Consider the following 17,196-nt stretch of genomic DNA (forward strand, 5'->3'; position numbering starts at 1 on the left):
GCATTCTCCTAGTTAGAATAATGTGTCAGCCAAGTTCTTCACGAACTCACGCTCACGTTCCTCGTCCAACTTATCCACAATGGAACGAAGAATCGCCCGTTTCGGCGGGATCAACACACTCAGATCGCAAGCATCAAGCAAAGCCCTGATCGATGCCGCATCTTCAGCCACCTTCCCTTGATTCACGGCATTTATCAAATCACTCGACAGTTTAACGAACAAATCAATACTTCTTAGGTCCTTCAACTTTGTATTAGTTTCTATCAATTGCTTTAACTGCTCCCCTTCGATATAAGGAACTTCAATTACGACAAATCTATTTTTTAGCGCTTCATTCAGCGGCACTGTACCAACATACCCTTCGTTGATTGCAGCAATCACATTAAAGCCTTCTTTTGCCGTTATGACTTCATTCGTGAACGGATTCGTTATCGTCCTTCTGTAATCAAGCACACCGTTGATAAGCGGCAGAGTTTCCGGTTTCGCCATGTTGATTTCATCTATATATAGGAAGTGACCGTGATTCATCGAATTGGTCACTGGTCCAGGTACGAATTCTATCACTTGTTTTTCCTCTTTGTAAGCCAGCGTCTTGAAGCCCAATAAGCTTTCGGCATCCAAGTCTACTGAGCAGTTGACACTGAACATCGGCTGGTTGAATAAATTCGATAATGTCTCGGCAAACTTTGTCTTTCCAGCCCCTGTCGGACCCTTCAAAAGGATATTCTTCCCCATGCTCAAGGCCGTGATGGCATCCACCATCAACTCCATCTCGGGAGGCAGATATCCGCCGCTCCTGATCAATTCCTCAAATTGAGCAGGATTCTTTTGGCTTGCTTGTAATATATTCGCTATTTCTATTGGTAATCGATTGATCATTATGTTCCTACACCCCTTTCTGAACATTTTAAGGCTCTTTCGCATTAAAAACAAACACTAAGAAAAGGAGCTGTCATCAAGACAGCTCCCAGACTGTAGAAAAACTCGGAGTAAAGCGAGTTTGCCCTGCAGTTTTATTCAGAAATCCGCCCCCTTTCCGCCGACTGGCTGCCAAGCCTCCTCACTGCAAGCGGCTGTGGGGTCTCGGCTGGCCAGTTATTCGGGAGCAGTGTCGCAAATTTCTTCAATCCAATGAAACAACCCAGTTAATTGGAACGGAAGGTACGGGACTCCTGCGGGAAAAGCGTGTCCAAGGGAGACCCCACATGCGCAAAGAGCGCCGAGGGCGGACCGCCCGCGGAAAGCGAGTGCCTGGAGGCAACGTTATTCGAGTTCATTTTGATGACCCTTAATAGGCTTCCTTAGGGTCACCTTTCAATAAGTATACCATATAGCCCAATACACCGCCGATGATGGCAGGAATCACCCATCCCACCCCTACACTATATAGTGGAAGGTATTGATTGAAAAGGTCAGAAACAGCTTCCATTTTAATGCCTGATGCCACTATTCCATCCATTATGCTGATGATGGCCGTTAATAATAAGCTTCCTAAATATACCTCCGATTTCCCTTTGAAAAAGGAATGGAAGAACGTAAGAACAATCAAAACGATCGCCACGGGATAAAGCGCCGTTAACACAGGCACTGTAATGGAAATCAGCTTGGTCAAACCTACATTGGCAACAGCCGCACTGAAAACGGAGAAGATGACGACGTATGATTTATACGATACGGCAGGCATTAATTTATTGAAATACGTAGCACAAGCCGTTATCAAACCGATGCTTGTCGTCAGGCAAGCAGCGATTACAATCAACCCTAACAACACGGCGCCAGCCGATCCGAAAAAATGATTCGAGGCTTGAGCCAAAACGTCTCCGCCATTACCCAGCAGACCGAGTTTTTCCACACTTGTTGCCCCGACATAAGCTAAGGACGTATAAACAATCACCAGCAAAGCGGCAGCTATAATGCCGGCTTTCAGACAAAAGCCTAACACTTCTTTTCTGGATGTTATCCCTTTATCTTTGATCGCGTTGATGACGATGATCCCAAAAGCAAATGCTGCCAGCGTATCCATAGTCAAATATCCTTCTTTAAATCCCTTGAAGAAAGAATTATCTGAATAATCTGCCGCTGGTGACTGGATTTCACCCATTGGGTTAATAATTGCGACCACAATGAGAATCCCGATGAAAATCAATAATAAAGGTGTTAATATTTTTCCGACGATATCCAGCATTTTTGATGGATTGATGGATAATAAACAGGCAATTCCAAAGTATATGATCGTGAATATCAGCAGTGGTAAAAAACCGACATCATTAGATAGGAAAGGTTTAATCCCTATTTCGTAGGATACACTCCCTGTTCTGGGAAGCGCGAAAAGCGGTCCCAAAGATAAATAAAGAACGACTGTGAAAATGATGCCGAATAACGGATGTGCCCTGCTCGCAAGCGATTGAACATCATTTTTTCCCGAAAAACCAAAGGCCAATATTGTAATGAATGGCAGTCCAACACCAGTAATGATGAATCCTAAACTGGCCGACCATAAATTGGTCCCTGCGGATTGACCGAGCATGGCAGGGAAAATTAAGTTTCCTGCACCAAAAAACAAAGCAAAAAGCATTAATCCTGTTACAATGACAAAAGACAGCGGTGCTTTCTGTGACATATAGAGCCCTCCATTGTTTTGATTATCTTAAAGAAGAAAGAGTTGTCCAACAATTCCCGGTAAAAAAGACATGAACTTCGAACCATTCTACTAATCAGTTAAAATGGACCTCATGCTATGAATCATCCATGACTCTCCTTACTATAAAATCCGGTGGAACGTTTGTCAAAGCTATTTCATTCATTATTCGGAAAAATCTTTCTTTTCTTACTTCTTTTTAAGAAAACGAGAGAGACATTTAGATTCAACAGAAAAGTTGAGTAAAAAGTACTGCAATTTATTTTGCGGAAAGAATGTTTTAATATTCAGATATTTATCCAAACTATATAAAAAACAAGAAAAACAGGAGGAGTAAACATGAATACCGAAAAAGAAAAGATGGTGAGCGGGAAACCTTACATGGCCGCCGATCCGGAATTAATCAGAGATAGGGAAAATGCCAGAAAGTTGACCCGGTTATACAATCAGACAACGGAAAGCGAAGGGGATGAACGGACTGCACTGCTGAAAAGGCTTTTAGGTTCCACTGGGCTAAATGTATATATTGAACCCACTTTCCGTTGTGACTATGGATACAACATTTCTGTCGGGGAAAACTTTTATGCTAATTTTGATTGTGTCATTTTGGATGTTTGTGAAGTGACAATTGGCAGGGACTGCATGTTGGCTCCCGGAGTGCATATCTATACAGCCACACATCCACTGGATCCCTTTGAACGCAGTTCTGGAGTGGAATACGGAAAACCGGTTACGATAGGGGATCATGTATGGATAGGCGGCAGGGCCATCATCAATCCTGGCGTTACAATAGGGAGCCATTCCGTCGTCGCCTCAGGGGCAGTCGTAACAAAGGATGTTCCTGAAGGCGTTGTTGTCGGCGGAAACCCAGCGAAGGTCATCAAGCATATCGAAGGAATTAAATAAGCAGAGCCTACTCCCCCCGAGTGGCTCTGCCCCTGTTTTTCGTTAAATTTTCCTCAATGCTTCCGCGATTGCAGTATCGCCAGAGATTAAATCAAATGAACGCTTATAGGTATTTTCTTCGGTCAATGAAGCAAGAATCGTTCGAGCCACATCTTCACGGGCAATCGAACCTCTTTCCAATTCCTCGGCCGCGGTCACTTTGCCTGTTCCCGGTTCATTCACCAGTCCGCCAGGCCGAATGATCGTATAATTTAAATCGCTTTGTAACAATGCCCTATCCGCATAGTGCTTGGCCACATAATACGGTTTGATGGCTTCATTCCAGTTTTCGCGATTATTGGCCTGAAAAGCACTCACCATGATGAATCGGTCGATTCCCAAGTTTTCTGCCGCTTCAATCGTTTTAACTGCACCATCCAGATCAATCAACAGCGTTTGATCAGCGCCGGTGCTCCCTCCGGATCCTGCTGTGAACACGATGGCATCACAGCCTTTTGCCGCATTCGTAATCTCATCCACTGATCCAGTTAAACTGACGACTGCAGATTCAATTCCATTTTTCTCTAAATGCTCACTTTGCTCTTCTTTGCGTACCATTGCCCGTACACGATGTTCCGGGCTATCTTTTAATAAATCTACAAGATGTTTACCGATCTGCCCATTTGCCCCAACTACGAATACTTTCATAAAGTCAGCTCCCATAATGGTTAGTTTGGATTCCTTTCAAATTATTTCATGGACTCAGAACATTATCAAACAATCAGCCCGCCGATTCAGCTTTAACATTGGAAAAAGTTTGGCAACTACACTTATATATTTTATAATAAGAACAACACGTGTTATTCAGAAACACAAAGGGGAGGTGTAAAGATGGCAATAATAATGTTAATGCCACCTTCTGCAGCGTCTCATGCAAAGCCTAGTATTGGAGGCGATACTTTGCATGGGGTTGAATTAAGCTAAACTCAATCGCCCGCCTTATCATTTCTAATATTCGGCTTTGCACCTTATTTCATTCTTAATAAAGAATAAGGGGCTGGCAGAAATGAAATATGTAAAAGCGACGGCCGTTTTACCTGAAAAGCTGATCGTTGAAATTCAAAAGTATGTGCAAGGTGAAACCATATATATCCCTAAACCCGAAAAGGCCCATCACAAATGGGGAACCCGTTCGGGATCAAGGGAATTGATCGATGACCGGAATGCCTCTATAAAATATGCATTCAAAGACGGTCATTCCATCCATCAATTAGCCGAGGAACATTTTCTTTCCGCGGAAACCATCAAGAAAATCGTTTATTCTAAATAGGATTACACGGGTAGCACTGATAATGATGTCAGTGCTATTTGTATGCCGAGTATGTTTCTTAGTCGTTTTCCCCCTTTTAAAGCAGATGCAATTTATGTAAAGTAAAGTGAAACGGTAACACATGCAGAAACAGGAGTGAAGAAAATGGAAGCTTTTATCAGGAGCGAGCAGTATAACTTCATAAAATCCCAAACACAAATTCTCATAAATGGACACGCGACTGCCAACGATAAGGATGTGATCAACACCCTGAAAACAGTCGCCAAAGAACGAGTACTAAGCTTATTCAGTGACTTGAACGAAGAGCAAAAACAACTGCTGGACCCAGTGGATACCATCAAGGATTCCGCACAAGCCGAGGCCTTTCTCTTACAGGTGAAGCCATTTGTGATCCCATTTAAAGAAGTAACCGAAAAAACGATAAAAAAATTATTTCCTAAAGCAAAGAAATTAAAAACCCCTTTGTTGGAGAACATCGATTTGAGAGAGATTTCATACCTGGGATGGGATGATGTCGGATCCGGAAAGAAATTCATCATTGCACCCCATCATAATAAACTCACCGGATTGCACGGGACCATTAAACCTGCAAATAAAAAGGGGATCTGTGCCATATGCAGCCGGTTTGAAGAAGTAGGGATGTTCATGTCTGAAACAAAAGGAACAGTCCAAGGGACATTCATTAAAAAAGGGAATTATATTTGTCTGGACAGTATGAAATGCAACCAGAACATAACCACTTTGGATAAAATGACCGACCTGATCGAACGGCTGAAATAACAAGGAAAAGCAATCCTTCAATGGTGAAGGATTGCTTTTTCCCTTGTTAAAAAATTCTCATTTTGTCCTGTCTATCGAATTCCAGTATAATGGAGGCGATACTAGAAAGAAGGATTGATATATTGAAAAAGCAAAATGAATCAGTTGTTCGAAGACCAGAAAAATGTTCATGTGCTGTATTCCTATACTGAAATGGAAAATTACATTAAACAAGTTTTAAGTTATATCCAAGATGGCATCATGGCGGGAGATCATGTCATTCTTGTTGAAAATGACCGTATTTACCCCATTATTCATAAAGAACTAAGCACTCGGTTAACGAAAGATCAAATGGAGCTCCTTCACTTTGTGAACAACTTCGATTTCTATTGCTCAAGCGGCAGTTATCATCCTCATGCAATCGAGGAATACTTTAATAAAACGGTACAGCCCTATGTGGAAAATAAAATCTCTTTCCGATCATGGGCACATTTGGAATGGGCGACCTTGGAAGAACCGCTGCATATCATAGAGGAATTTGAGAGAACAGTAGATAAAGCTGTAAATCTGCTGTCATTTCCATTAATTTGTGCGTACAAAGGTGAGAGGATGCCAGAATACCTGAAAACCATATTGCTGGAAACACATCCTTATGTTCTAAAAGACGATGATATCATCACCTGTGAACAATACTTGCCAACTAGCTTGAAATAATACACAACACGCTTAGGAATTCCCCTAAGCGTGTTGTTTTTGTATCATTATTGAATTATCATCATGAATCCCTAATGGTTTTAGTTAGTCACCCTTTGAGCTTTGTGCTTTACTCGTGAGTTTTGGCGTTTTACTCGTGAATTCGGGGCATTTACTCGTGAGTTTTGCCGTTTTACTCGTGAATTCCGGCCATTTACTCGTGAGTACACATTTCACACCACACAAAAAAAGAAGCACCATAACGGCACTTCCTTTTTTCGGAATTAAGGTAATACGGTCGCGCCCATCAAGTAGCGGTCCACTTCTCTTGCCACTTCTCGACCTTCATTGATTGCCCAAACGATGAGGCTTTGCCCTCTTCTAGCATCTCCGGCAGCGAACACCCCTTCAACATTCGTTCTGTATTCGCCATAAACGGCATCAATTTTTTGATTTACTGTTTCTACGCCAAATTGAGTTAATAGCGGCATTTCGGTTCCTTCAAATCCGATTGCGATGAAAACGAATTGTGCAGGCCATACTTTTTCAGTTCCTGGAACTTCCCTGAAAATGTACATTCCGTCATCGCCTTTGATTTTTTCCATTGAAATTGTGTGCAGTTCCTTAACGTTGCCGTTTTCATCGGCTACAATCTTCTTTGTTTGGATTGAATATTGACGCGGATCTGCACCGAATTTCGCTTCCGCTTCTTCATATGCATAATCAAGGGAAAATACATTCGGGTAGGCTGGCCACATATTATCAGATGTACGGGCCGTCGGAAGGATTGGATGCTTCCCGAATTGTACGACGCTCTTACATTCCTGGCGAAGGGCAGTTGCGACACAGTCAGCTCCTGTATCCCCGCCGCCGATGACGATGACGTCCTTCCCCTTTGTATCAATGAACTTGCCGTCTTCAAAATTGGAATCCAGCAGGCTTTTAGTCGAGGTCGTCAAGTAATCCATTGCAAGGTGAATGCCTGATGCCCCGCGTCCTTCAATTACCAGGTCACGCTGCTTTTGGGCACCTGTGCAAAGGATGACTGCATCATATTGATCTTGCAGTTCTTCGGCTGTTATATCTTTGCCTACTTCTGTATTGGTAATGAAATCGATGCCTTCCTGAGTCAATAATTTGATTCGGCGTGCAACGACATCTTTTTCAAGTTTCATGTTCGGGATGCCGTATGTCAACAGCCCTCCTGCACGGTCTGAGCGCTCATAAACGGTGACCGAATGCCCTGCTTGATTCAACTGGTCGGCACTCGCCAATCCTGCCGGGCCTGAACCGATGATGGCAATTTTCTTGCCGGTCCTGCTTTCAGGGATGCGAGGCGTTATCCAGCCATTTTCAAATCCTTTATCGATGATGGTCCGTTCAATGTTCTTGATGGTAACGGCAGGATCGCTTATCGCTACCGTACAAGACCCTTCACAAGGGGCCGGGCAGACGCGCCCGGTGAATTCAGGGAAATTATTTGTTTTCGATAAACGGTCCAATGCTTCTTTCCATCTGCCGCGGTACACCAAATCATTCCACTCCGGAATCAGATTATGAATCGGACAGCCCGTTGTGACTCGGTTCAATTCCATGCCCATATGGCAGAAAGGAGTGGCGCAGTCCATACAACGCGCTCCCTGTGTACTTAACTTTTCATCAGAGAAAGGAGCTGTATACTCTCTCCAGTCGTTTAAACGAGTGAGAGGATTCCGGTCTTTTGGTTTTTCTCGCGGATAATCCATAAATCCTGTTGCTTTTCCCATCTTTCTCTCCCCTTCCTTACTGCATCACAGCTTGTTTAGTGATTTTTTTATCTTGAACGGCATTTGCTTGGAATGCACTCATGATCGCTTCTTCATCCGTTAGCCCTGCACGCTTCTGCTCATTGATGCTTTTGATCATCCGTTTGTAATCTTTCGGAATGACTTTTACGAATTTCTTGGCGAAATCCTCCCAGTTCTCCAGTACATACGATGCTTTGGCACTTTCTGTATAATGAAGGTGGCTGTAAAGCATTTCTTTTACCTCGTTTGCATCATCCATATCATCAAGCGTCTCGAATTCTATCATTTCACCATTGCATAATGCCTTGAATTCTTCTGCATCATCAGCAAGTACATAAGCGATGCCGCCTGACATGCCTGCCGCAAAGTTTTTGCCGACATCGCCCAGGATGACCACGCGTCCGCCTGTCATATACTCACAGCCATGGTCTCCAATTCCTTCAACGACGACATTGACTCCGCTATTCCGCACTGCAAATCGTTCTCCCGCACGGCCATTAATGTAGGCCTCGCCGCTTGTTCCACCATATAAGGCGATATTTCCGGCAATTACATTGTCCCCAGCCTCGATCTGATTGCCAGCAGGTGCTGTGACAATGATCTTCCCGCCAGATAAGCCTTTCCCAACATAGTCATTGACATCACCTGTCAAATACATCGACATCCCTTTTGGAATGAACGCACCGAAGCTCTGGCCCGCCGATCCCGTAAAACGAAGTGTGATCGTATCTTCAGGCAACCCTTCTTCACCGTAGCGTTTGGATATTTCACTGCCGACAATCGTTCCGACCACACGGTTCACGTTTGTAATCGGGAAGCTGACATCCACCTGGGTTTGGTCATTTAAAGCAGGCTCCACAACAGGTAAAATCTCACGGATATCCAAAGATTCTTCTATTTTATGGTTTTGAGGAAGTTGGTACGTACGAATCCCTTCCGGTTGGAAAAGAAGTGTCGTCAAGTCCAGGTGCTTCGCTTTCCAATGGTTTTGTGCCCGCTCGCTCACTTGTAAAACATCAGTGCGGCCGACCATTTCTTCCAGTGTTCTAAAACCAAGCTCAGCCATCGTTTCCCGGACTTCCTCAGCGATGAAGCGCATGAAATTCACGACATGATCCGGATCTCCAGTGAATTTGCTGCGAAGCTCAGGGTTTTGAGTAGCTACCCCTACAGGACATGTATCCAAATGGCAAGCACGCATCATGACACAGCCAAGGACCACAAGCGGTGCTGTAGCAAAGCCAAATTCTTCCGCTCCAAGGATAGCTGCCATGACTACATCGCGTCCCGTCATTAACTTTCCATCCGTTTCAAGGACTACACGGCTGCGCAGGCCATTCAGCATCAATGTTTGGTGTGCTTCGGCAAGACCCAGCTCCCAAGGAAGACCAGTATGTTTGATACTCGTTTTTGGTGATGCACCCGTACCGCCATCATACCCGCTGATAACGATGACATCTGCGGCTCCTTTGGCAACACCGGCTGCAATCGTGCCTACGCCTGCTTTTGACACAAGCTTGACGCTGATCCTGGCATCACGGTTCGCATTTTTTAAATCATGGATCAGCTGTGCCAGATCTTCAATCGAATAGATATCATGATGCGGAGGCGGTGAAATCAGGCCGACACCTGGTGTGGAACCACGGACCTCTGCTACCCAAGGATATACTTTGTTTCCTGGCAGCTGGCCGCCTTCACCCGGCTTTGCACCTTGTGCCATTTTGATCTGAAGTTCATCGGCATTAACAAGGTAATGGCTTTTCACTCCAAAACGACCGGACGCAATTTGTTTAATACCGCTGCGGCGGTCATCGCCGTTTTCATCCAGTTGGTAACGGCCAGGGTGTTCCCCGCCTTCACCGCTATTGCTTTTTCCGCCTAATCGGTTCATCGCAATCGCTAATGTTTCATGTGCTTCCTGACTCAATGAACCGAATGACATCGCACCCGTTTTGAATCGGCTGACGATGGATTCCACGGATTCCACTTCATCTATTGAAATGCTTTGGCGTTTTTGATCGAACGAGAATAAATTCCGTAAAAACCCGAGTCTCTCTTCATTCGCCAAGTTTGAATATTGCTTAAATAAATTATAATCGCCTTTCCGGCAGGCCCATTGCAGTGTATGGATCGTTTTAGGATTGAAAGCATGATGTTCCCCTGTTTTTCTCCATTGAAAGTCACTTCCGCTTTCAAGAGTTTCATCAAGGGAATCGGCAGCAGCTTTCCTATGGCGAATCAACGCTTCATCCGCGATCGTTTCCAAATCGATCCCGCTAAGCTGCGATGCCGTACCGCTGAAATAGCGTTCGATAACGTCAGCACCGATTCCGACCGCTTCGAAAATTTGTGCGCCGCGATAACTTTGAATCGTTGAAATCCCCATTTTCGACATCACTTTTACGATGCCTTCTGTCACAGAGCTTACATATTTCTTCACCGTTTCTTCGTAGCTGATGGCCAAACTGCCTTCCAATACCGCCTGCTTATATGTTTCATAAGCAAGGTACGGGTAAATCGCATCCACTCCATACCCGATCAGGGACGCATAATGATGGACTTCCCTTGCTTCCCCCGATTCAACGATAATGCTCACTTTCGTACGGTTCCCATGACGGATCAGCTCTTGATGAAGGGCACTCGCAGCCAGCAGGGAAGGAATCGCAGCTTTTTCTTTGCTCATATCCTTGTCAGATAATATCAAAAGGCTGACACCATCAGCGATCGCTTGTTCCGCTTCACGGCAGATGCGATCGAGTTCGCTCTCTAAATCTTCTGAAAATAAAGTGTGAATGACTTTGCTCCTGAATTCAGGATAGGCATTTTCTTTCAACTGCAGCATTTGACCTGGCGTCAAAACAGGTGAATCCAATTGGATGCGGCGGCTGTTCGTTTCATCCGGTTTCAGCAAATCTCCTTCCGCACCGAGAAATGTCATCGTTGACGTGACGATCTGTTCACGCAGCGAATCGATCGGCGGGTTGGTTACCTGTGCAAAAGATTGCTTGAAATAGTTGAAAAGCGATTGCGGACGATCTGATAAGACCGCTAACGGAATGTCATTGCCCATGCTGCCCAGTGGATCCTTGCCTTCGTTAATGACCGGCAGTAAATATTTTTGGACATCTTCATACGTGTATCCGAACGCTTTTTGCCGGAATGATAAATCACTCAAAGGCTCAACTTCGAGCACAGGTTCTTCGTCACTTAATTGAACAAGCTGTTCGTCCAGCCATTGCTGATATGGATTTTCCTGAGCCATTTCCGACTTGATCTCTTCATCGGAAACAATACGGCCTTCCTCTAAATCTATTAAAAGCATTCTGCCTGGGCTTAAACGATCTTTATATAATACATTCTCCGGCTCCACATCGATCACTCCGACTTCAGAGGAGAAAATGATGTAATCATCTTTTGTCACATAATACCTTGCCGGCCTTAAACCATTTCGATCCAGGATGGCACCGATTTGCTTGCCATTCGTAAAGGATATGGCCGTAGGTCCATCCCATGGCTCCATGAGCATGCTATGATATTCGTAAAATGCTTTCTTTTCTTTCGTCATATGCGGATTTTCCGTCCACGGTTCAGGAATGAGCATCATCGCCGCATGTGCCGGTTTACGCCCGGCAAGCACGAAGAATTCAAGTGCATTATCAAGAATCGAGGAATCACTGCCGTCTATATCCAGAATAGGCAGGACCTTTTGCAGGTCATCCCCGAATGCTTCCGAAACAAACTGCTGCTCACGCGCTTTCATCCAATTCACATTACCTCTAAGCGTATTGATTTCGCCATTATGGATCAGGTAGCGGTTTGGATGTGCCCTTTCCCAACTTGGAAAAGTATTTGTGCTGAAGCGGGAATGCACTAAAGCGAAAGCCGAAACGAAAGACTCCTGTTGAAGGTCAAGATAAAAAGCATCCACCTGCTCTGGCGTCAATAATCCTTTGTAAACGATCGTAGCACTTGAAAGGCTGGCAAAATAAAAACGATTGCCGCGTTCACGAGCCCAGTTTTCAGCTTGTTTCCTGATAATGAACAATTTACGCTCAAAAGCTAAATCATCGGTCATCTCTACGCTTGCCCCGATGAATACTTGGCGGATCGTCGGACATGTCTCCTTGCCGACCTCCCCGATTTTCGTTGCATCAACAGGAACCGTTCTCCAGCCTAATAACGTTTGGCCCTCTTGTTCGATAAATGCATTCAAACGAGCTTCGATTTCATTCCGTTCATCATCATTGTTAGAGAAAAAGAGCATGCCTACACCATAGCGTCCTTTTGCCGGCAAGTTCATTTCCGGGCATGCCAGCCTGAAATATTCATCAGGAATCTGTACCATTAATCCTGCGCCATCTCCTGTAAGGGGATCGCTGCCTTGTCCGCCGCGATGATCTAATTGGCACAGCATATTCAATCCTTGTTTGACGATGTCATGTGTAGCAAGCCCCTTTAAATGAGCATATAAACCGATCCCACATGCATCATGTTCAAATTCAGGATGGTAGAGCCCTTGTGCTTTTGGTATTTGATTGTATGTCATATTAATCGCCCCCATCGTATTCTTACACCGTTATGTCACTTACATTTATTCTAGGTTTTCAAATCGATATAAACAATATATAATTCTAGTAGAATCTATCTCACTTTGAGATAGATGCCAGGAGGATGAATAAATGGAACTACGACAATTACGTTATTTTGTTGAGGTCGCCGAGAGGGAACACGTCTCAGAAGCCGCAGAGCACCTGCATATCGCACAATCAGCAATCAGCCGGCAAATCTCCAGATTGGAAGATGAGCTTGGCGTGCTTTTATTCGAGAAAATCGGCCGAAATATCCAGTTAACCCCTATTGGCAAAATTTTCTTAATTCATGCCAAAACGGCGATACAGGCGATTGAATATGCCAAATATCAAATTGAGGAGTTTTTGGACCCTGAACACGGAAGCATTAAAATCGGGTTCCCGACCAGCCTTTCCACCCATTTATTGCCTACCGTCATTTCCGCTTTTAAAGATGAGCAGCCGAATATCGGCTTCCACTTAAGACAGGGATCTTATTCCTCTTTAAAGGAAGCTGTCAAAAATCGCGAAATCGGATTAGCCTTCCTTGGACCGATCCCGACAAACGATCCAGATATCGAAGGTCATATCCTGTTCACGGAAAACATATCCGCTTTACTGCCAATAACTCACCCATTGGCTGATAGGAAGAGCCTGCGCCTAAGTGACTTGCGAAATGATCCCTTCGTCTTGTTTCCAAAAGGCTATATCTTTCACACTATCGCTCTCGAAGCGTGCAAAGCAGCCGGCTTCACACCGAACATCGCCTCGGAAGGTGAAGACATGGATTCCATAAAAGGTCTCGTTTCTGCCGGCATCGGAGTCAGTCTGCTCCCTGACAGTACCTTTTATGAAGTCATTCCAAGACTGACTGTCAAGATCCCGATCGATACACCCGAAGTCAAACGGACTGTCGGCATCATCACTCCCAAAAACAGGGACTTGGCACCATCAGAAAAACTTTTTTACCAATTTGCCAAAAAGTTCTTCTCTGTTCTCGAGCAATATCAATAAAACATGGCGATCCTTCTAAACTGTAATGGAAATCGAAGATGGGACAGCTCTTCCCATAAATATTTCACTAGACAACTTACCTATAGCCCACTGAACGAATAATGTATCAAGATTATTCGTTCAGGAGGAATTTAAATGCAACCCACCCATTCACATCTTGCTTGGCATGAAACACTCGAGCTTCATGAGTTGGTCGCTGCACAGTCCAATGCCCTTATGAAATTTAAAAAAGCTTATCCAAAAATAAAAGACCCCATTCTAAAAACGATTTATAAGCAAACGATTGACACCCTTACCCAAAACATCATGGAGCTGCTGCAATTTTACCCGTTGACGCCTAAGACGGGCCGGGATGACGATGTATCAAGGGATGAAGCATCGGCCGCCGCTGCCGGGGAATTGCTTGGCTTTGCCAAATCATCCATCAAAAATTATGCACTGGCGATTACTGAAACAGCCACCCCTTCCCTTCGAAAAGTATTTAAGAAACAGTTAAATGGAGCCATCGATACACATGCCAAGATATTCAACTATCTGTATGAAAGAAACCTCTATCCTGCTTATGACTTGAACCAATTGCTTCAAAATGACGTCGATGTTGCCAATAAGGCTCTATCCCAACCTTTCTAAATGCAAAAAAGGCAAGCATACCGATTGCTTGCCTTTTTGCCGCGTTCCGATTCCGTTTTCATTACCATGTTATAATATACAAGAATTGGTTTTAATTAGGTTAAAAGTATTCAAGAGGTGAAATTCATGAAAAAGATCTTTTTATCCATCATCCTATCCCTTCTCTCATTTTCTTTAGTCGCATGTAAGGCCGATGAGCCAAAATCCGAGAATAACCTTTCAATTCCTGAGCTGACAGCAAGGGAAAAGGCCATCTTGGAAAATTCAAGTGAACATTCCTTTCTTATTGATTTCAATGTTGATGATACATACAAGGAGATGTCCGTCTGGGTCGAAAAATATGAATTCGGCAAACTAGTTGAAGAGGAAAAAGGCCGCATGACAACTGGGGTTGAAAAGAATGGGACGATCATCTTCACCACATCCAAAACGGATGCTGACCAAAAACGATCGATGTTCAACGTCAGCATTCAAAACGATGATGGTACGGATACGGTTACTTATCCTGAAACCATTGATGAAATGGATTCCAGCGTATGGGGCAGTGCTGGCAAACTCAAAATAAACAGCACAAACAAACTAGCATTGGCGAGTATATGTTACTCAAGCGGAAATGAGGGCATACGTTCACTTTCCACTGATTTTTATGGTGATATGGATGCACATATGGACGAGTTGAAGGAATACGATGTTGTCTACCTCTTGAGAAGTGAATTCACTAAATGAGCTGACCAAACGCAGGGGCAAGTTTGTTTTAGCACGATACTATGGCAAAAGTGGATCGTTCAACTCTATGGCTTCGAGAAAATAAATGGGCATTTGAAAGAATCAAAAAAGGTTTGTCATCTAATGGATGAAGGTGGAAAAGCCCATTAGATGACTGACTTCGCTCATTCGATAGATGAGTAAGTTCAAATTATAGGATGGAAGGTTTTAATGTAGTAAATTTTTCTACATTGTAAAAAGGGGTTGAAGGAAGAGGTATTTGGGTGTAATCTTTAAAAATAAAAAAACGGAAAGAAGATTATTAATTTGAAGAAAATCATCCTCCTCTTTGCAGCAGTGGTCATCGCGAGCTCTCTAGGACATCAAATAACCGGCGGATATATGGACCCTCGAAAATCCCGCCCTAGGTATATACATTTGAAATAAGGAATCCGCTTTTGCGGCTTGATTCCTTATCATTTCGGAAGTAAATTAATATTAATCCCCTTATATTACTCACTATCCTCATCATTTCTCTCCAATACCAGATCACCCTTATTTGATATATATCCATCTTTTCCCGCTTTATCGATATACACGTTATAGCCTTTTTTCAGTTCGATTTCGATTGGTTTTTTCACTTTTTCGTCGATTTCCCATTGAATCGTTTGCAAACTTTCGGTTTCCGTTTCATCTTTTATATCAACGAACACTCGGATGTTATCAGATGTCCTTGATAGTACATAATTCCCTGCTTGTATTTCTGTACCGACCACATAATGACCAGGTTCTTTAAGGATGATTTTTTGACCAATTTTCGCCGCTTTTTCAAATTTAGATGGCCTGAATTCAATTTTCCCTTTAAGCGGGATATTACCATTCATATGAAAAGGCACCGCATGAAACACATCATTTTTATGCATTTTGTCACCAAAAAATTCCGATTCATTTTCGAGGGCTTTAATATCATAATAGCCTGGATCGATATCTTTACCGACAATGATTTTTTGTGATTGTAACACCTTATAGGAAGCAGTATTATTTTCAGCATTTCTGGTACCTTTACTATCAGGTGAAGAAACAAAGTACAATTCATATCTACTAATACGAGTAAGCTTAACGCTGCCATTCTTTTATTTAGAGTCAAAGACGATTCCTCCATTATCAAGTAGTTAAAGCATTAGTTCCTTCTGTTGATTTATACATTCTAACTTTCCATGTATTCCGTTCCATAGTCGTTTGGCGATACTCTGTACCTGTGTACGAGTTAGCTTGCTCTTTCTTAATCGTAAATGAATATCCCGAATTATCATGTCCTGCTTCAACTGAAAGCGTTCCTAACCAATTGAGCAAGCTAAAATAGTCCCTAATGCCATTACTCTTACTTTTTTCATTTTATTTCCTCTTGAATATTTATTTCCTAGGTTAATAGTACCACTTTATACCTATTCTACCAATATTTTTATGGTAAAAAAGGACTATTTTGTAAAAAAATATACTTATACTGCATTTCCTTATAGTAGTTTTTTATAAATCAATTCTTATGTTACTAAAAAAATGACATTGGCAAGTCAAAAAAAATAGTCGCACAAAAAATGTCGGAATTCTCATCGATTTTAATTAAGATCATCTCATGCTTATCATCTTATCTTAAGCCACATCAAATCGGCCGTCGGGGCAGGGAAACTGGCATCTACATTAGCTAATGGGCTTCTCACAAAAAAAGGCCGTTTAACATGTAGTTAAACGGCCTTCACCTGTTACTAATTAGATTTTTTAACGGTTACTTTTGCTGCTTTTCCTGTATTGCCGGCTTTGTCTTTTGCTGAGACGTATAATGCGGACCCTGCTTTTTTCTTGCTGATTTTGATGGAGAAGTTCCCCTTACTATCAGCTTTTGCCGTTCCGATGTTTTTATTGCTGTGCTTCACGGTAACGGTTGAACCGATTTCGGCTTTACCTGTTACTTTTGTTGCTTTATCGTTTACTTCATTCACCTTTGGTGCTCCTGGAGCCGTTTTATCTTTAACTGTTACTTTTGCTGCTTTCCCTGTATTGCCCGCTTTGTCTTTTGCTGAGACGTATAATACGGACCCTGCTTTTTTCTTGCTGATTTTGATGGAGAAGTTCCCCTTACTATCAGCTTTTGCCGTTCCGATGTTTTTATTGCTGTGCTTCACGGTAAAC

Annotated in this window: 16 protein-coding genes; 7 read left to right on the forward strand and 9 right to left on the reverse strand. The window is 43.2% G+C overall.

Features of this window, described 5'->3' with window-relative positions; translation table 11 throughout:
* Window positions 1–12 precede the first annotated feature (12 nt).
* Both ACIQ0C_RS20000 and brnQ read right to left on the reverse strand, forming a co-directional pair.
* Entirely contained in the window at window positions 13–879 is an 867-nt protein-coding gene (locus tag ACIQ0C_RS20000) for an ATP-binding protein (protein WP_403063157.1), read from the reverse strand.
* 409 nt (window positions 880–1,288) lie between these two features.
* Complete coding sequence (gene brnQ, locus ACIQ0C_RS20005; protein WP_403063160.1) at window positions 1,289–2,620, reverse strand: branched-chain amino acid transport system II carrier protein; 1,332 nt, start codon at window positions 2,618–2,620, stop codon at window positions 1,289–1,291.
* A gap of 357 nt (window positions 2,621–2,977) precedes the next feature.
* On the opposite strand from brnQ, the gene ACIQ0C_RS20010 reads away from it, so the two are divergent.
* The gene (locus ACIQ0C_RS20010) at window positions 2,978–3,544 is read left to right on the forward strand and encodes a sugar O-acetyltransferase (protein WP_402840589.1); all 567 of its coding nucleotides are present in this window, start codon (window positions 2,978–2,980) and stop codon (window positions 3,542–3,544) included.
* A gap of 42 nt (window positions 3,545–3,586) precedes the next feature.
* Here the strand turns inward: ACIQ0C_RS20010 and ACIQ0C_RS20015 are convergent, their stop codons facing one another.
* On the reverse strand, window positions 3,587–4,231 hold the full coding sequence (locus ACIQ0C_RS20015) for an SDR family oxidoreductase (RefSeq protein ID WP_403063163.1): 645 nt from the start codon (window positions 4,229–4,231) through the stop codon (window positions 3,587–3,589).
* A gap of 358 nt (window positions 4,232–4,589) precedes the next feature.
* Here ACIQ0C_RS20015 and ACIQ0C_RS20020 point away from each other — a divergent pair, with 358 nt between their 5' ends.
* The 3 genes from ACIQ0C_RS20020 to ACIQ0C_RS20030 all read left to right on the forward strand — a co-directional run bounded on the left by ACIQ0C_RS20020 (window position 4,590) and on the right by ACIQ0C_RS20030 (window position 6,326).
* Complete coding sequence (locus ACIQ0C_RS20020; protein ID WP_034310602.1) at window positions 4,590–4,853, forward strand: CD3324 family protein; 264 nt, start codon at window positions 4,590–4,592, stop codon at window positions 4,851–4,853.
* 144 nt (window positions 4,854–4,997) lie between these two features.
* The gene (locus ACIQ0C_RS20025; RefSeq protein WP_402840595.1) at window positions 4,998–5,633 is read left to right on the forward strand and encodes a FusB/FusC family EF-G-binding protein; all 636 of its coding nucleotides are present in this window, start codon (window positions 4,998–5,000) and stop codon (window positions 5,631–5,633) included.
* 135 nt (window positions 5,634–5,768) lie between these two features.
* A complete protein-coding gene (locus tag ACIQ0C_RS20030; RefSeq protein ID WP_403063166.1) occupies window positions 5,769–6,326 on the forward strand; it encodes an MEDS domain-containing protein in 558 nt (185 codons plus the stop codon).
* Between the two features lie 84 nt (window positions 6,327–6,410).
* Here the strand turns inward: ACIQ0C_RS20030 and ACIQ0C_RS20035 are convergent, their stop codons facing one another.
* Genes ACIQ0C_RS20035 through gltB form a run of 3 tightly spaced genes read right to left on the reverse strand, consistent with a single transcriptional unit; the run spans window position 6,411 to window position 12,638 of the window.
* Complete coding sequence (locus ACIQ0C_RS20035) at window positions 6,411–6,566, reverse strand: hypothetical protein (protein ID WP_403063169.1); 156 nt, start codon at window positions 6,564–6,566, stop codon at window positions 6,411–6,413.
* A gap of 23 nt (window positions 6,567–6,589) precedes the next feature.
* The gene (gene gltD, locus ACIQ0C_RS20040) at window positions 6,590–8,071 is read right to left on the reverse strand and encodes a glutamate synthase small subunit (RefSeq protein ID WP_402840601.1); all 1,482 of its coding nucleotides are present in this window, start codon (window positions 8,069–8,071) and stop codon (window positions 6,590–6,592) included.
* A gap of 16 nt (window positions 8,072–8,087) precedes the next feature.
* Window positions 8,088–12,638, reverse strand: coding sequence for a glutamate synthase large subunit (gltB, locus tag ACIQ0C_RS20045; RefSeq protein ID WP_403063172.1), 4,551 nt, complete (start codon window positions 12,636–12,638; stop codon window positions 8,088–8,090).
* A 133-nt stretch (window positions 12,639–12,771) separates the two neighbouring features.
* On the opposite strand from gltB, the gene gltC reads away from it, so the two are divergent.
* The 3 genes from gltC to ACIQ0C_RS20060 all read left to right on the forward strand — a co-directional run bounded on the left by gltC (window position 12,772) and on the right by ACIQ0C_RS20060 (window position 15,030).
* Window positions 12,772–13,674: a glutamate biosynthesis transcriptional regulator GltC gene (gene gltC, locus ACIQ0C_RS20050; protein WP_096340917.1), complete on the forward strand. Its 903-nt coding sequence runs from the start codon at window positions 12,772–12,774 to the stop codon at window positions 13,672–13,674.
* Between the two features lie 135 nt (window positions 13,675–13,809).
* Window positions 13,810–14,304, forward strand: a complete 495-nt coding sequence (locus ACIQ0C_RS20055; protein WP_402840609.1) for a spore coat protein — start codon at window positions 13,810–13,812, stop codon at window positions 14,302–14,304.
* Between the two features lie 126 nt (window positions 14,305–14,430).
* Complete coding sequence (locus ACIQ0C_RS20060) at window positions 14,431–15,030, forward strand: hypothetical protein (RefSeq protein ID WP_402840612.1); 600 nt, start codon at window positions 14,431–14,433, stop codon at window positions 15,028–15,030.
* A gap of 491 nt (window positions 15,031–15,521) precedes the next feature.
* On the opposite strand, the gene ACIQ0C_RS20065 is transcribed toward ACIQ0C_RS20060, so the two are convergent.
* The 3 genes from ACIQ0C_RS20065 to ACIQ0C_RS20075 all read right to left on the reverse strand — a co-directional run.
* The gene (locus tag ACIQ0C_RS20065) at window positions 15,522–16,100 is read right to left on the reverse strand and encodes a hypothetical protein (RefSeq protein ID WP_403063176.1); all 579 of its coding nucleotides are present in this window, start codon (window positions 16,098–16,100) and stop codon (window positions 15,522–15,524) included.
* 73 nt (window positions 16,101–16,173) lie between these two features.
* A complete protein-coding gene (locus ACIQ0C_RS20070; RefSeq protein WP_403063179.1) occupies window positions 16,174–16,362 on the reverse strand; it encodes a DUF2712 domain-containing protein in 189 nt (62 codons plus the stop codon).
* 410 nt (window positions 16,363–16,772) lie between these two features.
* Window positions 16,773–17,196, reverse strand: a 424-nt coding sequence (locus tag ACIQ0C_RS20075) for an Ig-like domain-containing protein (RefSeq protein WP_403063182.1), incomplete at its 5' end; no start/stop codon positions are given.

Source organism: Peribacillus sp. NPDC096448, from assembly GCF_044762675.1.
Lineage (GTDB): Bacteria > Bacillota > Bacilli > Bacillales > DSM-1321 > Peribacillus > Peribacillus frigoritolerans_B.